Below are 24,332 nucleotides of genomic sequence, written 5' to 3'. Positions count from 1 at the left end.
ATCTCTGGAGTGAACCGGACAGGTCCTCTGTCCTGTCGCACAGGCCCTGGGACCGGCCCTCGCTCCGCCTCCGCCGAACGTACGCCCCTGTCGGCCGCGCGCCAAGATCAGCCGGGACTCCCGGCGCTCCCGTCTCGCTGCCGGACGGTCTTTGGAACCGAGGCGTCATGTCCGTCCCACAGCTCACCGCCTACCGTCATGACCGACACAACCGGGCACTGATCACCCTGGTCGGCGAGATCGACCTGCGGTCGGCACCGCTGGTGCGCACAGCACTGGCGCGATGCCTGAGTGACGGCATCCGCATCGTCGATGTCGACCTCACCTCCGTGACCTTCTGCGACTGCAGCGGCCTCAACGCCTTCCTCTACGCCGCCCAGCGCACCACTGACGCCGGCGGAGTCCTCCGGCTGTACAACCCGCCACCGTCACTGGGCCGAATCCTCGACCTCACCGGCTGCGGGTTCCTGCTCCTGGGCCTGCCGCTCGGGCATCTGCCACCGCCGCCCGGGGACCACCCCGCTCCGGCTGTTCCAGCCCAGCCGCACGGGACTGTTCCGCCGGTGGCTGTTCTCTCGGGCGATGTGCGATGACGGCCCAGCCGGAGCAGAGGCAGCCGCACAAGCCCCATGCAGGCGAGTCGTCGACCATGGACGCCGTCCGGTTGCGCCGTGTGAACCGCCGGCCGGCGCAGGGCCTGGGCGGCGAGCCGGCGGATCTGGACGTCGACTCCCGCGAGGGGTCCGCCGCTGAGGCGTACCGCAGCCGTAGCCGCCTGGACATCCTGAACCGTCTTGCCGGTGACATCCGGCGGCCGGGGTTCGCCATGGTGATCGCGGAGACGGACCACCTGGTGGGGTACGCCTTCGGATTCCCGGTGGCCAGTGACGGTTTCTGGTGGCGGGGATTCGACGGCGCACTGCCGCAGGGCATCGAGCAGCTCACCGCGTCCGGTGGCGTCTTCGCGATCACCGGCATCCTGGTTCAGCCGCACCCGCAGGACCAGGACGTGGCCCGCCGTCTGCAGGAGCGGCTGCTGAGCGACCACCAGGCATCACTCGGCGCCACCCTGGTGGACCCGGACGATCACCCGGCTCTCGTGTCGCTCCGCTCCTCGGGATGGCTGGACGTCGGAGAGGTGCGGCGGCCGGCGGGCCCGACCATGTTCCGTGCGCTGGTGTTTCCCCTGCTCTCCACCGGCGTGCTGGTCGTCATCGCCAGTGTGCTGTACCTGGCCGTGCGCTCGGTATCGCGCTCGCGCCGTCGCCCGGCCCACTGACGCGTGGTGGGGCGAGCCTGCGGGAGGAGGAGTCGGCAGATCCGGCTTGGGGCACCGTTTCTACAGTCGGCGCCAGCGGGCCGAGGCGAAGGAGAAGACGCCGAAGAGGATCAGCCCGATCGCGACGGCGACCAGGAGCCATGGTCCCACCGGTGTCTGCGTGAAGCTCCGGAGCGTCGCGTCCACGCCCTTGGCCTCGTCCGGGTCGAAGCGGACGGCGGCCACCACGATGAAAACCCCGGCCGCGGCGAACACCACGCCACGCGCCACGCCTCCGCCCACACCGAGAGCGGTGACGATCTGCTTCGTACGGTGGCTCATGGCGGCGGTGTCCAGCTGTTTCAGGAAGCTCCGCATGGCCGCCCGGACGGCGAGTACCGCGCCGATGCCTATCAGGAGGCAGCCCGCAGCCCCCACCAGTACCTGGCCGTACGACAGTTTGAGCGCGGATGCCGTCCCGTCCTGTGACTGTTCGTTGCCGCTGGAGCCCTGGCCGCCGCCGGCGGCATACACCGCCGTGGTCCAGCAGACGAAGGCGTAGAAGACCGCCCGTCCGCCGTCGAGGACTCGTGAACCCGCCTTGCGCCGGGGTCCATGGTTGAGTACGGCGCGGGCCCCTCGCCACAGCGCCATGGAGGCGAAGCCGACCACCATCGCCCACAGCATCACCTTCCCGAACGGCTGCTCCGCGACCTGGGACAGCGCGCCCTGTCGGTCGGCCGACTCGCCGCCGCCGCTGAGGGCGATCTGCATGGCAAGGACGCCGATCAGGACGTACACCACGCCCCGTGCGACAAAGCCTGCCCGCCCCGCGGCGGTCAGCGTCTCGTTCTGGGTGGCACGGGCCGCGGACTTCACGGTCCGGCCTCGCCCTTGCGTGTTGGACGACGTCACGATGTCCTCCTCATGGAGCGGGCGCGCGATACGCGTCCACCGCCCCCGAGTGCCCCGGACCGGGAGCTTGATGCGCGCACTCGGCGAGCGACGGCCGAGCGGTACCGGCCGGGTCACCGGTCGTCGTCCGGGGCGTCACCGGCGCGGTTGTCCCGGCCCCGGGGCCGACGCCGGGCCCGCTGTTTCAGGGCCTGTGCCACGCGGGGGAGTTCCTCGTGCAGCAGGCGGCCGGTGAGCGCGCCGCCGAAGACGACGACGCCCACACCGACCAGCCAGGACTGGACGACCAGGACGGTTCCGAAGGGACCGTAGGTGACGGCACTGGAGGCGATCAGCGGTGAGAAGACGAGGCGGGAGAAGACCCGAAGACCGAGCAGCCCGAGCGCCGTCACCAACGCGCCCGGCAGCAGGGCGCTCCAGGCGATCCGCCCGCCGAGCAGCATCCGCTGTGACCACCAGAAGAACAGGACGGCGCTCAGCGTCGCTGCCAGTGTGCCGGCCGGCGAATGACGCCACAGCGTGGTGGTGGCAGTCAGGTGGAGGGACCCGACGAGCACGGCGAGCCACAGCACGTGCCGCCATCTGGCATACCAGCGGGCCGGGGGCAGCTCCCAGACCTTCTCGAAGCCGGTCTGCACCGCCGCCCCGAACGTCAGCCCGAAGACGGCGAGGGCGGCCAGGCCGAAGGCGGTCGTGGTCCGCAGTACCTGGCCGGGCCTCGCGAACAGCTGCCCGATCTCGTCCCTGGCCGACCTCGACACACCGAGCCCGTCCCCCAGCCACTGCGCGAACCCCCGCCCGTGCTCCGGATCGGCCGCGGAGACAACGACCAACAGGGGCACCAGCGTGAGGAATCCGAGCGCTGCGAAGCCCAGCGACCTCGGCCCCAGTTCGATCTCCTTGCTGCGCCGCCATCCCCGCCCGGCCGCCGAATCACGGAACACACCGCACAGCCGTGAACGCGTGAACCGTCACCGCCGCTCCAGCGCGTGAAGACGCCGCAGTGCGCGACGCCACTCGTGCTGTATCGCCTCGGGAAGTTCCTGATCCCCCGTCGTGGCGACCAGGGCCGCGGCCACGTCCCGGAGCTTGACGTTGCAGTGCTGCGACACGTCCACCAGCACATCCCAGGCTCGCTCACTGGAACACGGTGCCAGGACCATCACCATGCCGCGTGCCTGGTCGATCACCGCACGGCTCGCCAGCGCCTGCTCCAACTGCTCGTTCCTGGAACGCAGTTCGAGGACCTCGACAGCCAGGGCCGCGTCCCCCGCCGCAGTCACAGCCCTCAACAGCGGCTGTTCTTCAAGGACTGTGGTCACGTGGTCCATGCCGCATACCTCACAACGCATACGTCACATCGCAGCCATCCTTGTGGGCGGTCCGGTCCGCACGGTGGCCACCGCAGGCTCGTCGATGGTGGTGTCCACACGGACCGCTTCGAGCACACCGGACTTGTACGACTCGGTATCGACGACGTCGCGGTCGTGCCACTCCCGGACATCGACAGCGTGAATCATGGCCTTCCCTTTCCGGACGGCTCGCCCGCAGACGCTGAGTCGCACCCCCGGTCCTCCGCGTAGAGCCGCCGCAGTGCACGTCGCAGCGCCCGCCGCATCCGCAACGGGAGCGGCTCGCCCTCCCACGCGGCGACCAGGGCCGCTGCCACCTCCGGCAGTCCGGTGTCGCACTGCCGCGAGATGTCCACCAGCAGGCCCCCGGCCGGCCCACGACGGCAGGGAGCCAGAACCATCACCATGCCGCACGCCTGATCGACGACCGCGCGGCCGACGAGCGCCCGCCGCAGCCGGTCGACCCGGGCGCGCAGCGCCACGACGTCCTGACTCGCCAAGTCCTCTGTCAGGGCCTCGGCCGTCAGATCCCACCAGTCCTCCGGAAGCATGGCTGTGCGATGCATGGCATCTGCCTCTCCACGATCTCGGCGCGTCCGGCGTGGCCGAAGCCGTCCCGGAACCTCTGGATGTCAGGCAACTTCATCGGTCACCCATGGTGTTCGCGGTCCCGCCGGTCCTCGCGCCTCCAGCGCCCGCGGTACTGACGGCTGTAGCGACGGTCCCAGCGGTCCTGCCGACCCCTTCCCGGCGATCCTCCGAAATCGGACCCGTCCACCACGGCTACGGCCACGATCGCGGCCGTAGGGCGTGGAGTCGACGAGCAACATGGCCGCGGCCATCCACCAGATGGGGTTGAGGAAGCCGAAACCGAACAGGATCACGGCGACGATGAGAAGCAGGGCGAACACGGCGGGCCTCCCCAGAGCTGAGCAGGGCAGGGCATCACGCCGGGGGCCGGGGCCTGTTCGAACAGCGTAGTCCTGCCCAGAGGTTGCGGAAAGCTGCTCACGTCAGTAGCCCCGGCGTCCTCCGCCAGGACCGGATGGCCACTTGCCGTCTGTTCAGGGCGTGCGGCGAGGGCTAGCGTGCACGGTACGGCCCGAGCCCCCGGCAGCGTCGCTCACCTCTCGCGCTCCCTTGAGGGCGCACCTCGCGCATCAGTGCCGGAACCCACCCCGCCCCCAACGGGCAGCTCCCCGCACCCGCCGTCGCCATGCTGTCCCGGCGCGGCCTCGATGCGCCCCAGACGGGCACGATCCGCCGCCCGCCGCGTCACACGGCATCCACCGCAGGTGGCACACATGTACGTACTCATCGTCCCGGTAGCACTTCCCTTCGTCCTCCTCGCCACGGTCATGGGCCTGTCCTGGTGGGAGGACCGCATCCTTCCGGTTCCGCCGGCCGAGCCGGCCGAAGCTCCCGCCGAGGCTCCGTTCGCCCCAGTGGCCCCTGTCCAGCCCGCCGAGCTCGCCCGTGTCGGCACGCGTTGACAAGGGAAGTCGCCGGGCGTTGACTGGAAGCACGGCGTAGGGCTGTGCCACCCCGGATCACTCCGTCGGTGCATTCCACCTTCCCGCTTCGCCCGGACCCCGCGGACTCAGGAACTTCTCCGCGATCCGGAGGCCCGGCAATGATCCTGTGGATTCTTCTCCTTCTGCTGATCCTGATGGTGTTCGGGTTCGGCTTCACCATGCAGGCACTCTGGTGGGTCGCCGCCGTACTGCTGGTCGTCTGGATCGTCGGCTTCGCCAAGCGCGGGCGCGGCGGTGGCAGGCGTAGCGGTGGCAGCCGCCGATACGGCAGCAATCGCGCGGGAGCCCATCGAGCGAACGAGCAGAGGACAACCTCATGAGCGTCGGACAGACGATCAAGCACAAGACCCAGGCGTTCAAGGGCCGGGTCACCGAACGCGTCGGCCGGGCCACCCGCAACAGGCGACTGCAGCGCGAAGGCAGGATCGACCGGGTCTCCGGAAACCTGAAGCAGTCGGGCGACAAGGCCAAGGACGCCTTCAAGACCTGACCACCAACGCCCCGGATGGTGCCCACGCCGCGTGGACGCCATCCGGCAGGCCAACCCGGAATCAGCCCACAGGAATTGACCGGAACGGCAACGAAGTCGAACAGCCTTCGAGCCGAGAGCCGGAGAAGGCCGCCATGATCATCGTCGGGGCCGTCAAAGCGGAACAATGGCGCTGCGCGTCCAAGACCTTGGACTTCATGACGAGGGCAGGAGTGGTCTGCTGATCCACCTTCAGGGCCAAACGGGCCAGGCCGAGGAAACCGACGGTCCCGGTGTTGTTCGGCGTGTTCCGGCAAGCCCTGAGTTGGTGACGATCTTGAAGGCGGAGATTGTCCGCACTATGGCGTCGGTCCCGACCACGCCGTTTTTTACCTGTGCCGATGGGCGGCCGTTCCCCGATGTGGGCTGTCGCAGGGTTTGGAGGCACGCGCGAGCTGCGGTCCTGGATTCCCACCAGGTCGACTGGCGCCTCGGCAGGCACGTATCCCGGCGGCTGAAGCCGAGTGAGATTCCCTGGCACCGTTTCGAGGCCGTCATGCCCCTGCCGGAGCCTCAGACCGAGCCGACGAGCGCTGCCGGCCGGTAGGCCGACGCAAGTTACGGCTCGTCCGCGCCGTTCCAGTTCACCGGATCCCGAGCGAGAGGCGCACCCAGCCCTCTCCTCCCGCTCGTGTTTCTGGCTCACATCTCGCAGAAAGTTCTCATGCCCATGCACTCTCAGCTGCGCTCTGCCGCGGCCTTCCTGACCGTCAAGGACGCCGCCGAATACCTCGGCCTCTCACCTCACGCGCCCTACGTCTGGCGGCACCGGCGGCAGGGCCCGCCGAGCTTCCGGATGGGTCCTCGCGGCCGTGTCATGTACCGATGCGAAGCCCTCGACAGCTGGATCCGAGAACAGGAGCAGGTCGACTCCCGCTCCAACACGGCGCTGAGCCCACTGAGTACCGCACCCCAGCAGCAGGGCGACTACATCCCAGGCGCCTGACCCTCGCCTCCTGGAGCGCCGCATCTGCCCCCTTCTTCAAGGAGTTCCACCTGGCCGGCTACATAGAAGACCGATGGCTCAAGAAGCGGCCCAACCCCAAGACCGGTAAACGCGAGCGCACGGCCATGTACGGCAAGTGCACCCGCTACCGCGTCAAGGGCATCCCCGCCGTCAAGGACCGATCCTTCGACGCACTCCAGGATGCCAAGACCTGGCTCGCCCAGGCCCGGACCGACGCCCGCCGGGGCGAGTTCGTTGATCCGCGCGACGGAGCCATCTCCCTCAAGGACTACATCGCGACCCACTGGTGGCCCACCCAGAGCGGCGACCCGTCCACTCTCGAACGCATCGAGCAGCGGGTCCGTCGGCACATCGTCCCGCACCTCGGTGCGCTGCCGCTGTACAGCGTCGGGACTGGTGCGGACAAAGCTGTGCTTCGGGCTCCCCAAGGGCCGCAAGGTCCGCGACGTGCCCCTGCCCTCAAGCGTCGCCAAGGCCATACGACAGCACATGGAGGTCTTCGAACCCGTGCCGGTCACCATGGCGTGGGACGATCCGCGCCCGGCCGAGGACGTACGACCTCCTGGTGACGGGGCGCGAGCGCAAGGCGGTCAACCGGAACTTCTTCAACTCCTACGTCTGGAAGCCGGCCCTGGCCGGGGCCGGCGTGATCGCCACGCTGGGGGAGAGCGCCCTGGACGGGGCCCGAGTCTGGGAGCCGTCCCGAGAACACGGCTACCACGCCCTGCGCCACTTCTACGCCCCCGAGCAACTGGAGGCCGGCGAGTCGGTCGTGTCCCCGGCCCGGAGGCTCGGCCACTCGGACCCCGGGTACGCGCACTTCCTGCCCCGCGCCGGTGCGCGCGGCAGCGCCGCCATCGACGCGGTCTTCGCGTAGCCCGGTCGACCGGCAGAAGCCCGGTCCCGGCCCAAAGTCCCAGAGAAGTCCCACAGGTGCCGCCGCACCCCTTCCTGGCCCGCATTCGTGCAGGTCAGACAGGGTGCGGCGGCATCGTCCGCTCAGATGTCCCGGAAGATCTCGATCTGCGCCCCCACCGAGTTGAGCCGCTCCGCCAGATCCTCGTACCCCCGGTTGATGACGTACACGTTCCGCAGTACGGACGTGCCCTCCGCCGCCATCATCGCCAGCAGGACCACCACCGCCGGTCGCAGCGCGGGCGGGCACATCATCTCGGCCGCTCGCCAGCGGGTCGGGCCCTCGACCAGGACGCGGTGCGGGTCGAGGAGTTGGAGGCGGCCGCCGAGGCGGTTCAGGTCGGTCAGGTAGATCGCGCGGTTGTCGTAGACCCAGTCGTGGATGAGGGTCTGGCCCTGGGCGGAGGCCGCGATGGCCGCGAAGAAGGGCACGTTGTCGATGTTCAGGCCCGGGAACGGCATCGGGTGGATCTTGTCGATCGGCGCCTCCAGCTTGGAGGGGCGGACCGTCAGGTCGACCAGCCGGGTACGGCCGTTGTCCGCGAAGTACTCCGGCGTACGGTCGTGGTCGAGCCCCATCTCCTCCAGGACCGCCAGTTCGATCTCCAGGAACTCGATCGGCACCCGGCGCACGGTCAGTTCGGACTCGGTGACGACGGCCGCCGTCAGGAGGCTCATCGCCTCGACCGGGTCCTCGGAGGGGAAGTAGTCCACGTCGACGTCGATGGTCGGTACGCCGTGCACGGTGAGCGTCGTCGTGCCGATGCCCTCGACCCGTACGCCCAGCGCCTCCAGGAAGAAGCACAGGTCCTGGACCATGTAGTTGGAGGACGCGTTGCGGATGACGGTCACTCCCGCGTGCCGGGCGGCGGCGAGCAGCGCGTTCTCGGTGACGGTGTCCCCGCGCTCGGTCAGCACGATCGGGCGGTTCGGGGAGACGGAGCGGTCGACGCGGGCGTGGTAGAGCCCCTCCGTCGCCGCGATGTCCAGCCCGAACCGGCGCAGCGCGATCATGTGCGGCTCGATGGTCCGGGTACCGAGGTCGCAGCCGCCCGCGTACGGCAGCCGGAAGCTGTCCAGGCGGTGCAGCAGCGGGCCGAGGAACATGATGATCGAGCGGGTCCGGCGGGCGGCCTCGGCGTCGATGGCCGCCATGTCCAGCACGGCCGGCGGCACGATCTCCAGGTCCACGCCGTCGTTGATCCACCGCGTCCGTACGCCGATCGAGCCCAGCACCTCCAACAGGCGGTACACCTCTTCGATGCGGGCGACGCGGCGCAGCACTGTGCGCCCCTTGTTGAGGAGCGAGGCGCACAGCAGCGCGACACAGGCGTTCTTGCTGGTCTTGACGTCGATGGAGCCGGACAGCCGACGACCGCCGACCACGCGCAGGTGCATCGGACCCGCGTATCCCAGAGAGACGATCTCACTGTCGAGGGCTTCACCGATTCGAGCGATCATCTCAAGGCTGATGTTTTGATTGCCGCGCTCGATGCGGTTGACCGCGCTCTGGCTGGTGCCGAGTGCCTCGGCAAGCTGCGTCTGTGTCCAGCCACGGTGCTGCCTGGCGTCACGGATGAGCTTGCCGATACGTACGAGGTAGTCGTCTGCCATGGGATCGAGGTTATCTCAGATATGAGATGGCGCCTCCTGGGGAGTCCGTGCGGGTGACGAACCGTCAGCGGCGCTTGGCGGAACGGGTGCGGCGCCAGCCGAACGGGCCGGGCAGATCCTCCCCCACTCTCGACTCCGCTCGAGCGGGGGGACCCCCACCGTCGTACGGCGTCCCGTGCTGCTGTGGGTGTGCCGGGGGCCGTGGCTGCCGCCGCCGGTCGTGATCGACCAGGAGCCCTTGTTGATGTTCAGGCGTACGCCGGGAAGTATCCGGAAGCTCTTGCGGAAGGTGAGAGGCATGGAGGTCGGGTACCCCGGATCGGCGCGGTGATGGCCACATCACACCGCGGCCGGGCATGACCATTCGCCACCGATGCACTAGAGTTATCTCGACATCGAGATATCTGTGCCACTAAGGCTTACCTAACTTAGCCTGACCTCAGCGGATCGGCCAAGTGGTCGTGGCGGCAGGATGCGGTGGAACGCGCACATCAATGAAGGAGACTGTCGTGTCGGCGAACAGCTTCGACGCCCGTAGCACGCTCAGCGTGGGCGACGAGTCGTACGAGATCTTCCGGCTGGACAAGGTGGAAGGCTCGGCTCGCCTTCCGTACAGCCTGAAGGTGCTGCTGGAGAACCTGCTCCGTACCGAGGACGGCGCGAACATCACCGCCGACCACATCCGGGCCATCGGTGGCTGGGACTCGCAGGCGCAGCCCAGCCAGGAGATCCAGTTCACGCCGGCCCGCGTGATCATGCAGGACTTCACCGGCGTGCCCTGCGTCGTGGACCTCGCCACCATGCGTGAGGCCGTGAAGGCGCTCGGCGGTGACCCGGCGAAGGTCAACCCGCTCTCCCCGGCCGAGATGGTCATCGATCACTCCGTCATCGCCGACAAGTTCGGCACACGCGACGCCTTCGCGCAGAACGTCGAGCTGGAGTACGGCCGCAACAAGGAGCGCTACCAGTTCCTGCGCTGGGGCCAGACCGCGTTCGACGACTTCAAGGTCGTCCCGCCGGGCACCGGCATCGTCCACCAGGTCAACATCGAGCACCTCGCCCGTACGATCATGGTCCGTAACGGTCAGGCGTACCCGGACACCCTGGTCGGCACCGACTCCCACACCACCATGGTCAACGGCCTCGGTGTGCTCGGCTGGGGCGTCGGCGGTATCGAGGCCGAGGCCGCGATGCTGGGCCAGCCCGTCTCGATGCTCATCCCGCGCGTCGTCGGCTTCAAGCTCACCGGCGAGCTCACCCCCGGCACCACCGCCACCGACCTCGTGCTGACCATCACGGAGATGCTCCGCAAGCACGGCGTCGTCGGCAAGTTCGTCGAGTTCTACGGCGAGGGCGTGGCCGCCACCTCCCTCGCGAACCGCGCGACCATCGGCAACATGTCGCCGGAGTTCGGTTCCACCGCCGCGGTCTTCCCGATCGACGGCGAGACCATCAAGTACCTCAAGCTCACCGGCCGTTCCCCGCAGCAGCTCGCGCTCGTCGAGGCGTACGCCAAGGAGCAGGGCCTCTGGCTGGACCCGGCCGCCGAGCCCGACTTCTCCGAGAAGCTGGAGCTCGACCTCTCGACGGTCGTCCCCTCCATCGCCGGCCCGAAGCGCCCGCAGGACCGTATCGTCCTCGCGAACGCCGCCGAGCAGTTCAAGATCGACGTCCGCAACTACGTCGACTCCGTGGACGAGGCCGGTCAGGAGTCCTTCCCGGCCTCCGACTCCCCGGCCGTCGCCCCGAACGGCGCCCCGTCCAACCCGGTCACCGTGACCGCCCCCGACGGCTCGACGTACGAGATCGACCACGGCGCGGTGACGGTCGCGGCCATCACCTCCTGCACCAACACCTCGAACCCGTACGTCATGGTCGCCGCCGCGCTGGTCGCGAAGAAGGCCGTGGAGAAGGGCCTGACCCGCAAGCCGTGGGTCAAGACCACCCTCGCCCCGGGCTCCAAGGTCGTCACCGACTACTTCGACAAGGCGGGGCTCACCCCCTACCTCGACAAGGTCGGCTTCAACCTCGTCGGCTACGGCTGCACCACCTGCATCGGCAACTCCGGCCCGCTGCCGGACGAGGTCTCCAAGGCCGTCAACGACCATGACCTGGCCGTGACCTCGGTGCTCTCCGGCAACCGCAACTTCGAGGGCCGGATCAACCCCGACGTCAAGATGAACTACCTGGCGTCCCCGCCGCTCGTCGTCGCCTACGCCCTCGCGGGGTCCATGAAGGTGGACATCACGCGTGACGCGCTCGGTGTGGACCAGGAGGGCAAGCCGGTCTTCCTGGCCGACATCTGGCCCTCCGAGGCCGAGGTCAACGACGTCGTCGCGAACGCCATCGGCGAGGACATGTTCGCCAAGTCCTACTCCGACGTCTTCGCGGGCGACGCCCAGTGGCAGGCCCTGTCGATCCCCGAGGGCGACACCTTCGAGTGGGACCCGCAGTCCACCTACGTGCGGAAGCCCCCGTACTTCGAGGGCATGACGATGGAGACCACCCCGGTCTCGGACATCGCCGGCGCCCGCGTCCTCGCCAAGCTCGGCGACTCGGTCACCACCGACCACATCTCCCCGGCCGGCGCGATCAAGGCCGACACCCCCGGTGGCAAGTACCTCACGGAGCACGGCGTCGAGCGCCGTGACTTCAACTCGTACGGTTCCCGCCGCGGCAACCACGAGGTGATGATCCGCGGTACGTTCGCCAACATCCGCCTGCGCAACCAGATCGCGCCGGGCACCGAGGGCGGCTACACCCGCGACTTCACCCAGCCCGACGCGCCGGTGGCGTTCATCTACGACGCCTCGCGCAACTACATCGAGCAGGGCATCCCGCTGGTCATCCTGTCCGGCAAGGAGTACGGCTCCGGCTCGTCCCGCGACTGGGCCGCCAAGGGCACCGCGCTCCTCGGCGTCAAGGCCGTCATCGCCGAGTCGTACGAGCGCATCCACCGCTCGAACCTCATCGGCATGGGCGTCCTCCCGCTCCAGTACCCGGAGGGCGCCACCGCGGAGTCCCTCGGCCTCACCGGCGAGGAGACCTTCTCCTTCACCGGCGTCGAGGAGCTGAACAACGGCACCACCCCGCGCACGGTCAAGGTCACCACGGACACCGGCGTCGAGTTCGACGCCGTCGTCCGCATCGACACCCCGGGCGAGGCGGACTACTACCGCAACGGCGGCATCATGCACTACGTGCTGCGCCAACTCGCCGGTTCTTGACCTGACGTGAACGAGCGCCCTGCCCCCGCGTCTCGCGGGGAGCGGGGCGCTCGCATCGCAGGCGGCCCGCACGATCGCACAGCCGTCCTGCGCGAACACCTGCGCCAGCCGGTCCTTCTTGGTCTTGGACGACGGCATGGTCCAGCCGTTGACCCTCGGTCCGTGGCGGTGAGCGCACTCGGCGACATCGATCCGGTCGGCCGGCCAGGCGGGGGCGGCCACCGCGAGGGCCTCCAGCGCCGCCCGCACGCTCTCTCCAGCCGGCTCCAGACGGTTCAGGTCCCGTACCGCGGAGATGACGTGGGTGGTCTCGGTGCGCTGTCTGCCGCCGGCGCCCGACCAGCCCGGCGTCGCGGCAGTGGTCGACCAGCCGGTCGAAGACCAGCCGCTCCAGGCCATGCCCGGCCGACCGGGCCCGAAAACGGGCCGGCACGCTGGGACCGAAGGCGGTATCGGTCAGCTCCGCCCCGATCGCGTACTTCCCATCGATCGCCCTGACGGCCGTCGCGGCAGTCTGCCGGTCGGTCAGGTTCTCGGCGAACTGGAGCACCGTGACCAGGGACAGCGCCGCCGGTGCCATCCCCGAGGCGCCACGGACCCCGAAGGCGCCGGTGAACGGCTCGTCCGCGAAGACCCCCGCCAGACGGTCCCGCACCCGAATCGGCAGGCTCCCCTTGGGGAAAGACGCCGGGCCACCGCAGCGGTCCGCTCCGGGATCCCCGGCAGTCCCTTCGGCTGGGACGACATCCGCATCATCCGCCGGCAGCCGCGCGGCAGGAGAGCGACCGCGGAAGCGATCATCGCTCGAACACCCCACCCCCCGCAGCCAATCGCGCAGCAGAGTCACTGCACGTGGCCGAAGCGGAGCGCGGTCGCGGGTTCACGCGGGCGTAGGTCCCGTGAGGCCCGGCGGCGGGCGGAATCCCGTGGGGAATCCCGCCGCGGCCGCCGCGACGGCGGTGTTCCTCGGGGCTGTCCGCGCGTCCGGGGGCGCGTGGAAGGAACCGAACGTCCCCGCGTGGTGCAGCAGCGGGGAGCGGGCGGCGCCGCCGCCGGCGGCGGTCACCTGCCCGACCACCAGCAGGTGGTCGCCGATCTCCTGGCGCAGCACCGGCCGGGCCGTCAGCCATGCCGGGACGCCCTCCAGCAGCGGCACCCCCTCGGGACCCGGCGACCAGGAGACTCCGGCGAAACGGTCGACGCCGCTGCGGGCGAAGCGCTCCGCCAGCTCCTGCTGGTCCACACCCAGGACATGCGCGGCGAACACGGGGGCGGCGCGCACCGCCGGCGCCGAGGAGGCCGTGGTCGACAGGTAGAAGGACACCAACGCGGGCTCCAGGGAGGCCGAGGTGAACGACGTCGCGGTGAAACCCGCGGGCCCCGGCACGGTCAGCACGGTCACACCCGCGGCATGACGCCGCAGCGTCCGTCGGAGCAGCTCGGCGGCGGGAGTGGTGACCGTCATCGGCGTCGTCCTTCTCACCTCGCGACCTGTGGCCCTCGGCCGGCTACGTCCGCACACGAAACACGTGTCCGCGCGCCGCGCTTTCCGGCCGTGTGCGATCCAGCATCCAGGGTCGCCCTAAGGCGCCGCTAAGGCCCGTCGCGTGACACCCCGTCAGGTGTTCCACGACCTCGAATCAACGAGGTGTGGCCTGGTGACAGCCCTTATAGGGGCCCCGTAGACCGGGCGACCCTGTAGGGGTACCCCTAATTTGACAGCGGCCTCCGCTGTGTGTTGCGGAGCGTCGAAACGTTGGCCTAGCGTGACGGCATCTCGTCGGTGCGGCGACGCTCCGGCCTGGGCCGGGCCACCGATGTGAGAGGGGAGGGGACATGCGAGAGGCGGAGTTTCGCGCCACGGCCGGATGCTGTCCCCCGGTACGCGTGGCCGACCACCGGTGTCACACCTGTCTGGGCAGTACCGCCTCCTGCGGGTGACGACCCGGTCAGCCGTGTCCTTCCACTCCGGCTGTGCCCGTGTCCGCACCGCCCGATCCCCGCCCCGGCACCGCGCCGGCCCCGCCGTTCCCGGGCGCGCTCCGCTCCGCGCGCCGGCCGCCCCTTTCCTGCTAGGAGACTGACCAGATGCGCAACAAGCCCGGTGCCGTCAGACGCTGTACCTTGCGCGCAGCCGGACTGCCGCTCGTCCTCGGCCTCACCCTCACCGCCTGCACCTCCGGCACCACCGGTGGCGTGTCGGGCAGCGACGGAGGAACGCCGGTGACCGGAGGCACGCTCACCTACGCGGTCGACCAGACGCAGCCCTCGCTCGACCCCGCCGCCAGTCCCGCGGACATCACCGGCGTCGTCGGCCTGGCCATCTTCGACTCGCTCGTCGCGCAGACCGGCCCCACCACCTTCAAGCCGTGGCTGGCCAAGCGGTGGGAGATCTCGCCGGACGGCAAGACGTACACCTTCCACCTGCGCACCGGAGTCGCCTTCCAGGACGGCACTCCGTTCGACGCCGCCGCGGTGAAGAAGACGCTGGACCACGTGGTGGACCCGGCCACCAAGTCCCAGTACGCGGGGTCGCTGATCTCGGCGTACAAGCGGTCGAGGGTGGTCGACGAAGCGACCGTCAAGGTGGAGCTGAGCCGCCCCTTCGCCCCCTTCCTCCAGGCGCTGTCCACGCCGTACCTGGGGATCCAGAGCCCCAAGGCGCTGGCGCTGCCGGTGTCCCGGTACAAGCCGGTCGGCACGGGCCCGTTCTCCTTCGTCTCCTGGGCCCAGCAGAAGAACATCGTGCTGGTACGCAATCCGCACTACACCACCGCGCCGCCCGGAGCCAAGCACACCGGCCCCGCCCACCTCGACCGCATCAACATCGACCTGATCACCGAGGACACCACCCGGTACGGCGCGCTCACCAGCCACCAGGTGCAGGCCATCGGCTCCGTACCGCCCATCGACGCCAAGCCCATCGAGGCGGCCGGTCTGCAACTGCTCCGCCACCAGGCCCCCGGCGCCAACTGGAACGTCTACTTCAACGTCTCGCGCGGCGTGACCAAGGACGTCCGGGTCCGCCAGGCGCTCCAGGCCGCGGTCGATGTGCCCACGCTGGTCAAGAGCGTCTACTTCGGGCAGTACCAGGCGGCCAGGAACACCATCAGCCCCAACACCGGCTACTACGACACCGCGGCCGAGTCGTCGCTCCAGGCCTACGACCCGGCGAAGGCCGACCAGCTGCTCGACGCGGCCGGCTGGACCGGGCGCAACGCCGACGGCTACCGCACCAAGGACGGCAAGGAACTCGCCATCGAGTGGCCCTACACCCCGGCCGGCCAGCGCAACGGCCGGGACACCCTCGCGGAGGGACTCCAGGCCCAGGCGAAGAAGGTCGGCATCAACCTCAAGCGGCCCAGCGTGGCGGTCGGCACGTATGTCTCCGACATACAGAAGGGGACGTACGACATGCTCGACTACAGCTTCGTGCGCGCCGATCCCGACATCCTGCGGCTGGTGTGGGGCAGCGACCAACTGGTCTCCAAGGGCGGCGAGAACGCCTCCTACGCCAACTCCCGGGAACTGGACGCCTGGCTGGAGGAGGCGGCCACCACCAAGGACGAGAACGTGGCCAGGCGCGACTACGCCAAGGCCCAGGCGTACGTCCTGAAGAACGCCTACCTGATCCCCGGTTACGTCGAGCAGACCACCATCGGAGCGTCGGACAAGCTGCACGGCGTGGACTTCACCCCGCAGTCCTTCCCGACCTTCTACGACGCGTGGCTGGCCAAATGACCGCCACCACACCCTCCCCGGCGACGGGCCGGACACCGCCGGCACCGCACGCGCCGCGCCGCGGCCGCCCGGTCCCCTCCGTCACCGTGCCGCCACTGCTGACCTGGTGGCTGCGGCGCCTGCTGTTCGGCGTCGTGGTGCTGTGGGGCGCGGCCACCCTGTCCTTCGTCGGACTGCACCTGCTGCCCGGCGACCCGGCCCGACTGATCGCCGGCAGCGGCACCCTCAACAGCGCCTCCCCGCAGGTGCTGCGGCTGATCAACCACCAGTACGGCTTCGACCGTCCGCTCATCGACCAGTACGGCCACTTCCTCGGCGAGCTGGCACACGGCAGGCTCGGCACCTCCTACCAGCTGAACCAGCCGGTCACCAAGGTGATCCTCGACCAGCTGTGGGCGACCGTCACGGTCGCCGTCGGCGCCGCGGTCCTCGGCTTCCTGCTGGCGCTGGTGCTCGCGCTGAGCACCGCCGGACGGCCGAAGGCCCGTTCGGTGTCCTCGGCGATCGAGCTGCTGCTGGTGTCCACTCCCAGCTTCTGGGTCGGCATCCTGCTGCTGACCCTGTTCTCCTTCCGCCTCCACATGTTCCCCGTGCTCGGCAACGAAGGAGTGCGGTCCCTGGTGCTGCCCTGGGTGACGATGGCGCTGCCGATCGGCGGCGCCATCGCGCTGGTCATGCGCGAGGGCGTGGAACGGGCCCTGGACGAGCCGTTCGTGCTGACCGTGCGGGCCAGGGGAGCCACCCAGCGGCGGGTGCTGCTGCGGCACGTGCTGCGGCACGCGCTGCTGCCGGTGCTCACACTGTCCGGCTGGGTCCTCGGCCAACTGCTGGGCGGCGTAGTCGTGGTCGAGGCCGTCTTCGCCCGCGCCGGCATCGGGCAGATCACCCTCACCGCCGTCGACGGCCGGGACTTCCCGGTCGTCACCGCGGTGGTGGTGCTGGCCGCCGCCACCTTCGTCGTCATCAACACCGCGGTCGACCTGCTGGACCGGGTCGTCGACCCCCGGCTGCGGGCGGTGGCGCGATGACCACCGTCCCCGACGTCGCGACCAACGACGCGGTACCGCCCGTCGCCGTCCTGCACCGCTCCGGCGGGGCCCGGCGCGCCCTGCGGCCCGGCCTGCTGCTCGCCTCCGCGTACCTGCTGCTGGTGCTCCTCGCGGCGATCCACCCGGACCTGTTCGCCGCGCACCCCGACGCCACCGATCCCATCAGCGCCCTCCAGGGGCCCAGCGGGCACCACGTGTTCGGCACCGACCAGCTCGGCCGCGACACCTTCGCCCGCGTCGTCCACGGCGCCCGCACCTCGGTCGCCGTGGGCCTGGGCGCCACGGCGCTGGCGTTCGCGGTCGGCGCCGCGTGGGGCCTGCTGGCCGCCCTCGGCGGCCGGGTCCTGGACGAGTTCCTGATGCGGATCGCGGACATCTTCCTGTCCATGCCGGGCACGCTGATGGCCCTGCTGGTCGTCGCAGTCCTCGGCCCCAGCGGGCGCAACATCGCCATCGCCATCGCCGTCTCCCTGTCCCCGGGCTTCGCCCGCGTCACCCGCGTGCAGACACTCGTGGTCAAGGAGGCCGGATACGTCCGCGCCGCGACCTCGCTCGGCGTGCGCCGCCTGGGCGTGATCGCACGGCATGTGGTGCCCAACGTGCTGCCGCCGCTGTTCGTGCTGGCCACGATGAACGTCGGCTCGTGCATGATCGTCGGCTCGTCGCTGAGCTTCCTCGGACTCGGCCCGCAGCCGCCCGCCCCGGAATGGGGCTCGATGCTGTCCCAGGCACGCGACTACCTCCAGGCCGACTGGTCGCTCGCGGTCTTCCCCGGCATCGCGATCACGCTGACCGTCATCTGCATCGGTGTCGTGGGCCGTGAGCTACAGGTTCGTTTCGAAGGGCGGCGCTCATGACCGGCAGGACCATCGGCAGGACCGAAAGCCAGACCGCCGGCGACACCACCGACCGGGCCGCCGGCGCCGAGCACGGACCGGCCGACGCCGGTCCGCTGCTGTCCGTGCGGGACCTGTCCGTGGAGTTCACCACCCGGCACGGACCGGTACGCGCGGTGCGCGGCGTGGACCTGGCACTGCGGCCCGGACAGTGTCTGGCGGTGGTGGGCGAGTCCGGGTCGGGCAAGAGCGTCACCGCCCGCACGCTGGTCGGCCTGGCCGGCCGCACCGCCACCGTCCGGGCCGCCGAACTCCGCTTCGAGGGCGCCGACCTGCGCCGCAACAGCGAGCAGCAGTGGCGCCGGCTGCGCGGCGCCAGGATCGGCTTCGTGCTCCAGGACGCCCTGTCCTCCCTCGACCCGCTGCGCAGGGTCGGCGACGAGATCGCCGAACCGCTGACCGTCCACCGCCTGTTCAACCGCCGCGAGCGCGCCGCACGCGTCGTCGAGCTGCTGACCGACGTCGGCGTGCCCGAACCCGCCCTGCGCGCCCGGCAGTACCCGCACGAGCTCTCCGGCGGCCTGCGCCAGCGCGCGCTGATCGCCTCCGCGATCGCCGCGGGCCCGCCGCTGCTCATCGCCGACGAGCCGACCACCGCACTGGACGCCACCGTCCAGGCACAGGTCCTGGACCTGCTCGCCGCCCGCCGCGACGAGGGAGCCGCCGTCCTGCTCATCAGTCACGACCTCACCGTCGTGGGGCGGATGGCCGACCACGTCGCCGTCATGTACGCGGGCATGGTGGTCGAGGAGGGGCCCGTGGAGCGGCTGCTCACCCGGCCCGTCCACCCCTACACCGCCGACCTGCTCGCCGCAGCGCCCAGTTTCGACCGGGCCGCCCGGCCGCGCAGGAGGGCGGGCGCGGTCCTGGCACCGCCCGCCGACGGCCCGGGCTGCCCCTACAGCACCCGCTGCGCGCTCGCGGACTCCCGCTGCCGTGCCGAACTGCCGCCGCTGCTCCCCCTGCCCCGAAAGGGCCCCCTGGACGCGGACGGGGCCGCCGACGGGGGCACGGTGCGGTGCTGGCACGCAGGCGAGACCGCCGCCGAGGACACGACGGGCGACAGGGACGCGGCCGAGGCCGCGCCGCGTCCGAAGCCGCGCGGGAATCCGGCCGAACCCCTCATCGACGCGACGGATCTGGTCAAGCGCTTCCGGTCCCCCGACCGGACGTGGCGGCACGCCGTGGACGGCGTCTCGTTCCGGCTGCGGCCCGGCGAGGCACTCGGCGTCGTCGGCGAGTCGGGCTCGGGCAAGACCACCCTCGCCCATCTGGTGACCGGCATGCTGGCGCCGGACCAGGGCGCCGTCCGGCTGGACGGCGAGCCCTGGAGCGAGGCGACGGAGCGCGCACGGCGGCCCCGCAGGTCCCGCGTGCAGACCGTGCAGCAGAGCCCGCTGGAGTCGTTCGACCCGCGCTTCAGCGTCGAGCGGATCGTCGGGGAGGCCCTCGGCAGCCCCGGCCGGCGCGCGGCCGCCGCGGAACGCGAACGGATCACCGAACTCCTGCGCCGGGTGGGCCTGGACCCCTCCGTGCTCCAGCGCCGCGGCGTCGAGCTCTCCGGTGGCCAGCGCCAGCGCGTCGCCATCGCCCGCGCGCTGGCGCCCGAGCCCGAGATCATCGTCTGCGACGAGCCGGTCTCCGCCCTCGACGTCTCCGTCCAGGCGCAGATCCTCGACCTGTTCGCCGCCCTGCGCGCCGACCTGGGCGTGGCCCTGCTCTTCATCTCGCACGACCTCGGGGTGATCCGCGAGGTCTGCGACCGGGTGCTGGTGATGAAGGACGGCACGGTCGTGGAGGAGGGCGACGTCGCGCAGGTCTTCGACGCGCCACGGCACCCCTACACCCAGACCCTGCTGGCCGCGCTGACCCGTACCGCCGCGCTCGCGGGCTCCTCGCGCGCCGCGCACCCGCGGGACCGGACCGCCGTATCCGACGAGCTGTCCGGAACAGACCTGCTTTAGCAGGCGCTTAGCAGGTGTTCCGAGACTTGCGGCGTTCGCTCCGACCAGAATCTGGAGATCCCATCGTGCGTCTGAAATCGGTGCCCCGGCCTGCCTTCATCGCGGCCGCCGCGGTCTCGCTCGCCGCCTGCGTCCTCGTCGTCCCCGGCTCCGCCGCCGCCACCTCGGCCGAGGCCGGACCGAAGCCCGTGCCCAACACGGTCTGCACCACCATCACCGCCAACGAGCACGTCCTGTCGCGCTCCCAGGAGGACGCGGACCCGGTCGGGGTGCCGAGCGTCGGTGACATCGGCCACTTCAACAACGACTTCCGCAAGGACGACGGGACGCTGGTGGCCGAAACCCACGGCACCGTCCGCCTCCTGTACACCCGGCCCTCCGACGGCCACATCTTCGGCCGCTACCAGGAGACCATCAGGTTCGCGGGCGGTGGTGTCGTCACCACCCTCGGCGTCGCCGACATCAGCGCGATGCTGCAGGGCGGCAAGTCCTACATCTCCCTGACCGGCGTCGGCGGCCGCTACCGCGGCTACTTCGGCATCCGTGAGTGGGACTTCCTGACCCGCGACGACACGCTGGCGACCTTCACCCTCTGCCACGTCTGACGTCACGGCGGCACACGAAGCGGTCCGCGGGGCACACGCCCCGCGGACCGCTTCGTCGTGGACCCCCGGCCGCCCCGGGCGGCAGCGGCCGTACCACGCGCGCAGGGCCCCCGCGGCACGCCGCGGGGGCCCTGCGTCCGGCACGGTGCTCAGGCGGCGCCGAACCACGCCTTCAGGGCGGTGCGCAGGCCCTCGTGGTCGGCGGTGTCGCCGGCCGCCCAGGCCACGTGCCCGTCGGGCCGCAGCAGCACGGCGCCCGCGTCGATGTCGTCCGAGGGCCGCACCTCGGCGGTGCGCACCCGGCCCGCCAGGCCCTCCACGTCCGCCGCGTACGCCGACGGCCTGCCCGTCAGGTCGAGCAGCAGGCCGCCGCCGGGCCGCAGCAGCTCCGCCACCGGGACGGGGCCCTGCGCGGCGGACAGCACCGCGTGCGGGAGCCTGGCGCCGACCAGCGGGTGCGCGCCCTCCTCGGCCGGGTAGCGCACCGACAGGTCCGTGATGGCCTCCACCAGATAGCGGCGGACGTCCTCGAACTCCGCCAGCCGGCCGATCAGCGCCCGCAGCGGCGCCACCGCCTCCGGAGGGTGGCACAGGGCGACCTGGGCCCGCACCAGGTCGCAGGCGGCCTGACCGACCGGGTGCCGCTCGGCGTGATACGTGTCGAGCAAACCCTCGGGCGCATGGCCCCGCAGCGTCGCCGCCAGCTTCCAGCCCAGGTTCACCGCGTCGTGGACGGCGGTCCCGATGCCCTTGCCGTTGAACGGGTAGTGCACGTGCGCGGCGTCGCCGGCGATGAACACCGGCCCCTCGGAGTAACGCTCCGCGTTGCGGGTGGCGTTGGTGAAGCGCGACAGCCAATGGAAGCGGTCCGCCTTGAGATCGACGCCCGTCATCCGCACGATGCTCTCGCGCAGCTCGTCCATCGTCACCGGCACGTCCTCGCCGGGGGACTCGGTGCCGAACTCGGCCAGCATCACCCGGAACACACCCGGCAGGGTCGGCGCCCCCAGGAAGTGGCCGCCCGAGGGGTGGTGGCGCACCGCGAGCAACTCCGGCGGGATGTCGGAGTGTTCGATCTCCAGGTCGCCGACGATGCCGTGGAAGGGGGGATCGATGCCGGGGAACGCGATGCCGGTCAGCTCCCGCACCGCGCTGTGCCGCCCGTCGCAGCCGACCAGGTAGCGGCCGCGCAGCTCCTCGATCGCACCGCCGTCCCCGCGCAGGCCGACGGTGACCCCGTCGGCGTCGGGCCGCACCGAGACCAGCTCCAGGCCGCGCCGCACCGTGGCGCCGACGCGGGTGGCATGGCGCTCCAGGTGCTCCTCGAGCCGGGGCTGCAGCACCAGGTGGGTGTTCTCGTTGGGGCGTCCGAGGTCGGTGGCCTTCAGGAAGACGAAGCCGAAGTGCTCGGTCGGCAGCACGAGCGCGCCCTCGCGCAGCTCGTCCATCAGCCCCCGCTGGTCGAGCAGTTCGATGGTGCTGGGGTTGATCGCCACACCGGGCGCGTCGACGCGCTGCCGTGGGTGGCGCTCGACGACCACGGCGGGCACGCCGGCCAGGCCCAGCTCGTAGGCGAGCATCAGACCCGCCGGTCCCGCTCCCGCGATGATGACTGTGTCGGTCATGGAGTTCCTTCCACCGTAAGGTCGGCCAGGTGGCGCGCGAGCGCGGCCGGCGTGGGGTTGTCGTAGAGCGCGGCGGGCGTCAGCTCCAGATCCGCGGTCTCCTGCAGCAGGTTGATCAGCTGGAGGGCGGTCAGCGAGGTCAGGCCCAGGTCCATCAGGTCCTGCTCGGCGTCGACCGGCTCGCCGCCGGTGTGCCCCAGCACGGCGGCCAGGTGCGCGCACAGTTCGGCGGTGAGCAGCGCCTCGCGCCCCTCCGGCCCGGCCGCGGCCAGCCGTGCCCGCAGGTCGCCGGGGCCGGCCGCCGCGTCGGGCTCGGACGCCTCCTGGTCCGGGTTCCGTTCGCTGATGACGATCACCGGTTCGTCCCGGTCCAGCACGGGCCGCAGCGCCCTGAGGGCGTCGGCCGGCGACGTGGTGCCGCCGGCCGGCCACGGTCCCCACCGCACCAGGGTGGCGGCCTCGCCGCGGGCCCGGCGGTGCCGGACGACGGCCTCGGCCCGCGCCTCGGCCGTGTCGCCGTCCGCCGCGAACACCAGGAAGGAGGCCACGTCCAGCCCGGCCGTCAGTCCGTCGGCCGCCGCGGCGCCCTCGGCGCCGCCGAACCGGACGACGGCCAGCGGGAGTTCGGGCACGTCCGCCGCCAGGTCGGCGGGTGACTCGGCGACGAACCGCAGGGACGCCCCGAGTCCGGCCGGCCCGCCGACGTCGCGCGGCTCGCCGGACAGCAGCAGGTGCCGTACGCCGCCGCGGACCAGCCACCGCGCCACCTCGTCGGTCTCCTGCGGCGTGCCGCCGCTCAGCCACGCCGTGGCCGGCGCCCGGGTGCCGCGCCGCAGCGGTGTCAGCCGGTCCAGACGCCGCTCGTACAGGCCGTGCGCGCGGGCCGCCAACCGGCCGCCGGCCGGTCCGGCGGACGCCGCGGGGGCATGCACGCCCAGGCCGTCCGCCAGCCGCGCCGCGGCCTGCGGGTCACCGTCGGCCGGCAGGTCGGCCAGCCGGTACGGGTGCTCGGCCGCGAGGACCGCGTCCCACAGCCGGGCCTGCGCGGCGTCGGGCGCCGGGTCGGCGTCGGTCACCGCCAACGCGCCGTGGGTCACCAGCCACGCGGGCACGCGGACCGCGGCCTTCTCCAGGGCCCGGGACACCTCCTCGATCAGCGCCACGCCGTCCGGCGGCGGTACCACCACCACCCCGTCCGGCTCCGGGCCGTCGACGGGGATCTCCGCGGCCCCCGGTACCACGGTCACCTCGGCGCCCCGCGCGGCCAGCGCCGACGCCAGGTCCCGGGCGCCGCCGGGGGCGACCAGCAGCCACCGGCCGGCGGCCGGAGCAGCCGCGGCCACCGGCTGCCAGCGCGGCGCGAACGTCAGCCGCTGCCGGGCCCGCCACCGGGCCAGCACGGGCAGCGCCCCGGCCAGCGCCGGTACGTCCTCGTCCACGTCCAGCAGGGCCGCCAGCGCCTCGACGTCGCCGCGCTCCAGCGCCTCCCAGAACTGCGACTCCTCGGACCGGTCGGGGCCGCCGTTCGCCTGGTCGGGCGTCAGCCACACGCGCCGCCGCTGGAAGGCGTAGGTGGGGATGTCGACGGGGCGCCGGTCGCCGTACAGCAGTGGCCAGTCGATCGCGAGGGCGCCGTGCACGTGCGCGGTCGCCAGGGCGAGCGTCTCGGCCTGCCGCTCGGGCAGGTCGGGCCGCCCGGCGGGAACGAGCAGGGGCGCCCGGTCCCCGGCGGTCTCGGCCACGACGGGCAGCAGCGTGGCGGTCGGACTCAGCTCGACGACGGTGTCCACGCCCTGCTGGAGCAGAGCGGTGGTGCCGTGGTGGAAGTGGACGGTGTTGCGGAGTTGGTCGACCCAGTATTGGGGGGTGGTGAGGTCGGTGGGGGTGGCGGGTTGTCCGGTGAGGGTGGAGATGATGGGGGTGTGGGGTGGGTGGTATGTGAGGTTTTGGGTGACGGTGTGGAAGGGGTTGAGGATGTCGTCCATGTGGGGGGAGTGGAAGGCGTGGCTGACGTGGAGGGGGGTGGTTTTGCGTCCTTGGTTTTTCCAGTGGGTGGTGAGGGTGTGGACGGTGTCGTGGTCGCCGCTGATGACGAGGGAGGTGGGGGAGTTGATGGCGGCGATGGTGACGGTGGGGGTGA

At 71.3% G+C, this 24,332-nt stretch carries 24 protein-coding genes and 1 pseudogene; 14 read left to right on the top strand and 11 right to left on the bottom strand.

Annotated elements, in window-relative coordinates:
* Positions 1–167 precede the first annotated feature (167 nt).
* Positions 168–593 (top strand): STAS domain-containing protein, encoded by a 426-nt coding sequence (locus PV734_RS34830; RefSeq protein ID WP_319096183.1) that lies wholly within the window; start codon positions 168–170, stop codon positions 591–593.
* A complete protein-coding gene (locus PV734_RS34825) occupies positions 590–1,279 on the top strand; it encodes a hypothetical protein (RefSeq protein ID WP_319096184.1) in 690 nt (229 codons plus the stop codon). The genes PV734_RS34830 and PV734_RS34825 overlap by 4 nt, the downstream gene beginning before the upstream one ends.
* A gap of 60 nt (positions 1,280–1,339) precedes the next feature.
* Here the strand turns inward: PV734_RS34825 and PV734_RS34820 are convergent, their stop codons facing one another.
* From PV734_RS34820 to PV734_RS34800, 5 genes are all read right to left on the bottom strand, one after another.
* Entirely contained in the window at positions 1,340–2,173 is an 834-nt protein-coding gene (locus tag PV734_RS34820) for a DUF1206 domain-containing protein (RefSeq protein ID WP_319096186.1), read from the bottom strand.
* A 113-nt stretch (positions 2,174–2,286) separates the two neighbouring features.
* On the bottom strand, positions 2,287–3,117 hold the full coding sequence (locus PV734_RS34815) for a YhjD/YihY/BrkB family envelope integrity protein (protein ID WP_319096187.1): 831 nt from the start codon (positions 3,115–3,117) through the stop codon (positions 2,287–2,289).
* Between the two features lie 27 nt (positions 3,118–3,144).
* Positions 3,145–3,504 (bottom strand): ANTAR domain-containing protein, encoded by a 360-nt coding sequence (locus tag PV734_RS34810; protein ID WP_319096188.1) that lies wholly within the window; start codon positions 3,502–3,504, stop codon positions 3,145–3,147.
* A 24-nt stretch (positions 3,505–3,528) separates the two neighbouring features.
* Positions 3,529–3,693 (bottom strand): hypothetical protein, encoded by a 165-nt coding sequence (locus tag PV734_RS34805; RefSeq protein WP_415924313.1) that lies wholly within the window; start codon positions 3,691–3,693, stop codon positions 3,529–3,531.
* Positions 3,690–4,091, bottom strand: coding sequence for an ANTAR domain-containing protein (locus PV734_RS34800; protein ID WP_319096189.1), 402 nt, complete (start codon positions 4,089–4,091; stop codon positions 3,690–3,692). The genes PV734_RS34805 and PV734_RS34800 overlap by 4 nt, the downstream gene beginning before the upstream one ends.
* Positions 4,092–4,829: 738 nt before the next feature.
* Here PV734_RS34800 and PV734_RS34795 point away from each other — a divergent pair.
* The 6 genes from PV734_RS34795 to PV734_RS34770 all read left to right on the top strand — a co-directional run bounded on the left by PV734_RS34795 (position 4,830) and on the right by PV734_RS34770 (position 7,433).
* On the top strand, positions 4,830–5,018 hold the full coding sequence (locus PV734_RS34795; protein WP_319096190.1) for a hypothetical protein: 189 nt from the start codon (positions 4,830–4,832) through the stop codon (positions 5,016–5,018).
* Positions 5,019–5,158: 140 nt separating this feature from the next.
* A complete protein-coding gene (locus tag PV734_RS34790; protein ID WP_319096192.1) occupies positions 5,159–5,380 on the top strand; it encodes a hydrophobic protein in 222 nt (73 codons plus the stop codon).
* Positions 5,377–5,550, top strand: coding sequence for a CsbD family protein (locus PV734_RS34785; RefSeq protein WP_319096193.1), 174 nt, complete (start codon positions 5,377–5,379; stop codon positions 5,548–5,550). The genes PV734_RS34790 and PV734_RS34785 overlap by 4 nt, the downstream gene beginning before the upstream one ends.
* A gap of 703 nt (positions 5,551–6,253) precedes the next feature.
* The gene (locus tag PV734_RS34780; RefSeq protein ID WP_319096194.1) at positions 6,254–6,535 is read left to right on the top strand and encodes a helix-turn-helix domain-containing protein; all 282 of its coding nucleotides are present in this window, start codon (positions 6,254–6,256) and stop codon (positions 6,533–6,535) included.
* A gap of 125 nt (positions 6,536–6,660) precedes the next feature.
* Entirely contained in the window at positions 6,661–7,125 is a 465-nt protein-coding gene (locus tag PV734_RS34775) for a hypothetical protein (RefSeq protein ID WP_319096195.1), read from the top strand.
* Positions 7,122–7,433, top strand: coding sequence for an integrase (locus tag PV734_RS34770; protein ID WP_319293459.1), 312 nt, complete (start codon positions 7,122–7,124; stop codon positions 7,431–7,433). The genes PV734_RS34775 and PV734_RS34770 overlap by 4 nt, the downstream gene beginning before the upstream one ends.
* A gap of 122 nt (positions 7,434–7,555) precedes the next feature.
* Here PV734_RS34770 and PV734_RS34765 read toward each other — a convergent pair whose 3' ends face one another.
* Positions 7,556–9,085: a UDP-N-acetylglucosamine 1-carboxyvinyltransferase gene (locus PV734_RS34765; protein WP_319293458.1), complete on the bottom strand. Its 1,530-nt coding sequence runs from the start codon at positions 9,083–9,085 to the stop codon at positions 7,556–7,558.
* 64 nt (positions 9,086–9,149) lie between these two features.
* Positions 9,150–9,385: pseudogene (locus PV734_RS34760) on the bottom strand (DUF4236 domain-containing protein).
* A gap of 209 nt (positions 9,386–9,594) precedes the next feature.
* Here PV734_RS34760 and acnA point away from each other — a divergent pair.
* On the top strand, positions 9,595–12,312 hold the full coding sequence (gene acnA / locus PV734_RS34755; RefSeq protein WP_319096198.1) for an aconitate hydratase AcnA: 2,718 nt from the start codon (positions 9,595–9,597) through the stop codon (positions 12,310–12,312).
* On the opposite strand, the gene PV734_RS45935 is transcribed toward acnA, so the two are convergent.
* Positions 12,275–12,892: a transposase gene (locus PV734_RS45935; protein WP_415924318.1), complete on the bottom strand. Its 618-nt coding sequence runs from the start codon at positions 12,890–12,892 to the stop codon at positions 12,275–12,277. The two genes, acnA and PV734_RS45935, sit on opposite strands and share 38 nt — an antisense overlap.
* A 300-nt stretch (positions 12,893–13,192) precedes the next feature.
* Positions 13,193–13,777, bottom strand: a complete 585-nt coding sequence (locus PV734_RS34750) for a flavin reductase family protein (RefSeq protein ID WP_319293457.1) — start codon at positions 13,775–13,777, stop codon at positions 13,193–13,195.
* A gap of 623 nt (positions 13,778–14,400) precedes the next feature.
* Between PV734_RS34750 and PV734_RS34745 the strand changes: the two genes are divergently transcribed.
* The 5 genes from PV734_RS34745 to PV734_RS34725 all read left to right on the top strand — a co-directional run bounded on the left by PV734_RS34745 (position 14,401) and on the right by PV734_RS34725 (position 20,567).
* Positions 14,401–16,053 carry an ABC transporter substrate-binding protein gene (locus PV734_RS34745; RefSeq protein ID WP_319096200.1) on the top strand — a complete coding sequence of 551 codons (1,653 nt, stop codon included), beginning with the start codon at positions 14,401–14,403 and terminating at the stop codon, positions 16,051–16,053.
* Complete coding sequence (locus PV734_RS34740; protein ID WP_319096201.1) at positions 16,050–17,081, top strand: ABC transporter permease; 1,032 nt, start codon at positions 16,050–16,052, stop codon at positions 17,079–17,081. The genes PV734_RS34745 and PV734_RS34740 overlap by 4 nt, the downstream gene beginning before the upstream one ends.
* On the top strand, positions 17,078–17,959 hold the full coding sequence (locus tag PV734_RS34735; RefSeq protein WP_319096202.1) for an ABC transporter permease: 882 nt from the start codon (positions 17,078–17,080) through the stop codon (positions 17,957–17,959). The genes PV734_RS34740 and PV734_RS34735 overlap by 4 nt, the downstream gene beginning before the upstream one ends.
* Positions 17,956–19,962, top strand: coding sequence for an ABC transporter ATP-binding protein (locus PV734_RS34730; RefSeq protein WP_319096203.1), 2,007 nt, complete (start codon positions 17,956–17,958; stop codon positions 19,960–19,962). Before PV734_RS34735 ends, PV734_RS34730 begins: the two co-directional genes overlap by 4 nt.
* 65 nt (positions 19,963–20,027) lie before the next feature.
* Positions 20,028–20,567, top strand: a complete 540-nt coding sequence (locus tag PV734_RS34725) for an allene oxide cyclase barrel-like domain-containing protein (protein WP_319096204.1) — start codon at positions 20,028–20,030, stop codon at positions 20,565–20,567.
* A 149-nt stretch (positions 20,568–20,716) separates the two neighbouring features.
* On the opposite strand, the gene PV734_RS34720 is transcribed toward PV734_RS34725, so the two are convergent.
* Both PV734_RS34720 and PV734_RS34715 read right to left on the bottom strand, forming a co-directional pair.
* Positions 20,717–22,192, bottom strand: a complete 1,476-nt coding sequence (locus tag PV734_RS34720) for an FAD-dependent monooxygenase (protein WP_319096205.1) — start codon at positions 22,190–22,192, stop codon at positions 20,717–20,719.
* The coding region (locus PV734_RS34715; protein ID WP_319293456.1) for an acyltransferase domain-containing protein at positions 22,189–24,332 on the bottom strand (2,144 nt) is incomplete at its 5' end. The genes PV734_RS34720 and PV734_RS34715, both read right to left, overlap by 4 nt.

The sequence above is a fragment of the Streptomyces sp. AK08-02 genome, from assembly GCF_033795085.1.
In the GTDB taxonomy this organism is placed as follows: Bacteria; Actinomycetota; Actinomycetes; order Streptomycetales; family Streptomycetaceae; genus Streptomyces; species Streptomyces echiniscabiei.
The sequence above is the reverse complement of the archived record's forward strand: the minus strand, read 5'-3'. Positions and strand labels throughout refer to the sequence as shown.

Bases quoted from the DNA above. Each gene is read 5' to 3' on its own strand.
- PV734_RS34830 (WP_319096183.1), top strand. From the start codon at position 168: ATGTCCGTCCCACAGCTCACCGCCTACCGTCATGACCGACACAACCGG.
- PV734_RS34825 (WP_319096184.1), top strand. From the start codon at position 590: ATGACGGCCCAGCCGGAGCAGAGGCAGCCGCACAAGCCCCATGCAGGC.
- PV734_RS34810 (WP_319096188.1), bottom strand. From the start codon at position 3,504: ATGGACCACGTGACCACAGTCCTTGAAGAACAGCCGCTGTTGAGGGCT.
- PV734_RS34805 (WP_415924313.1), bottom strand. From the start codon at position 3,693: ATGATTCACGCTGTCGATGTCCGGGAGTGGCACGACCGCGACGTCGTC.
- PV734_RS34800 (WP_319096189.1), bottom strand. From the start codon at position 4,091: ATGCATCGCACAGCCATGCTTCCGGAGGACTGGTGGGATCTGACGGCC.
- PV734_RS34795 (WP_319096190.1), top strand. From the start codon at position 4,830: ATGTACGTACTCATCGTCCCGGTAGCACTTCCCTTCGTCCTCCTCGCC.
- PV734_RS34790 (WP_319096192.1), top strand. From the start codon at position 5,159: ATGATCCTGTGGATTCTTCTCCTTCTGCTGATCCTGATGGTGTTCGGG.
- PV734_RS34785 (WP_319096193.1), top strand. From the start codon at position 5,377: ATGAGCGTCGGACAGACGATCAAGCACAAGACCCAGGCGTTCAAGGGC.
- PV734_RS34780 (WP_319096194.1), top strand. From the start codon at position 6,254: ATGCCCATGCACTCTCAGCTGCGCTCTGCCGCGGCCTTCCTGACCGTC.
- PV734_RS34775 (WP_319096195.1), top strand. From the start codon at position 6,661: ATGTACGGCAAGTGCACCCGCTACCGCGTCAAGGGCATCCCCGCCGTC.
- PV734_RS34765 (WP_319293458.1), bottom strand. From the start codon at position 9,085: ATGGCAGACGACTACCTCGTACGTATCGGCAAGCTCATCCGTGACGCC.
- PV734_RS45935 (WP_415924318.1), bottom strand. From the start codon at position 12,892: ATGGCACCGGCGGCGCTGTCCCTGGTCACGGTGCTCCAGTTCGCCGAG.
- PV734_RS34750 (WP_319293457.1), bottom strand. From the start codon at position 13,777: ATGACGGTCACCACTCCCGCCGCCGAGCTGCTCCGACGGACGCTGCGG.
- PV734_RS34745 (WP_319096200.1), top strand. From the start codon at position 14,401: ATGCGCAACAAGCCCGGTGCCGTCAGACGCTGTACCTTGCGCGCAGCC.
- PV734_RS34740 (WP_319096201.1), top strand. From the start codon at position 16,050: ATGACCGCCACCACACCCTCCCCGGCGACGGGCCGGACACCGCCGGCA.
- PV734_RS34735 (WP_319096202.1), top strand. From the start codon at position 17,078: ATGACCACCGTCCCCGACGTCGCGACCAACGACGCGGTACCGCCCGTC.
- PV734_RS34730 (WP_319096203.1), top strand. From the start codon at position 17,956: ATGACCGGCAGGACCATCGGCAGGACCGAAAGCCAGACCGCCGGCGAC.
- PV734_RS34720 (WP_319096205.1), bottom strand. From the start codon at position 22,192: ATGACCGACACAGTCATCATCGCGGGAGCGGGACCGGCGGGTCTGATG.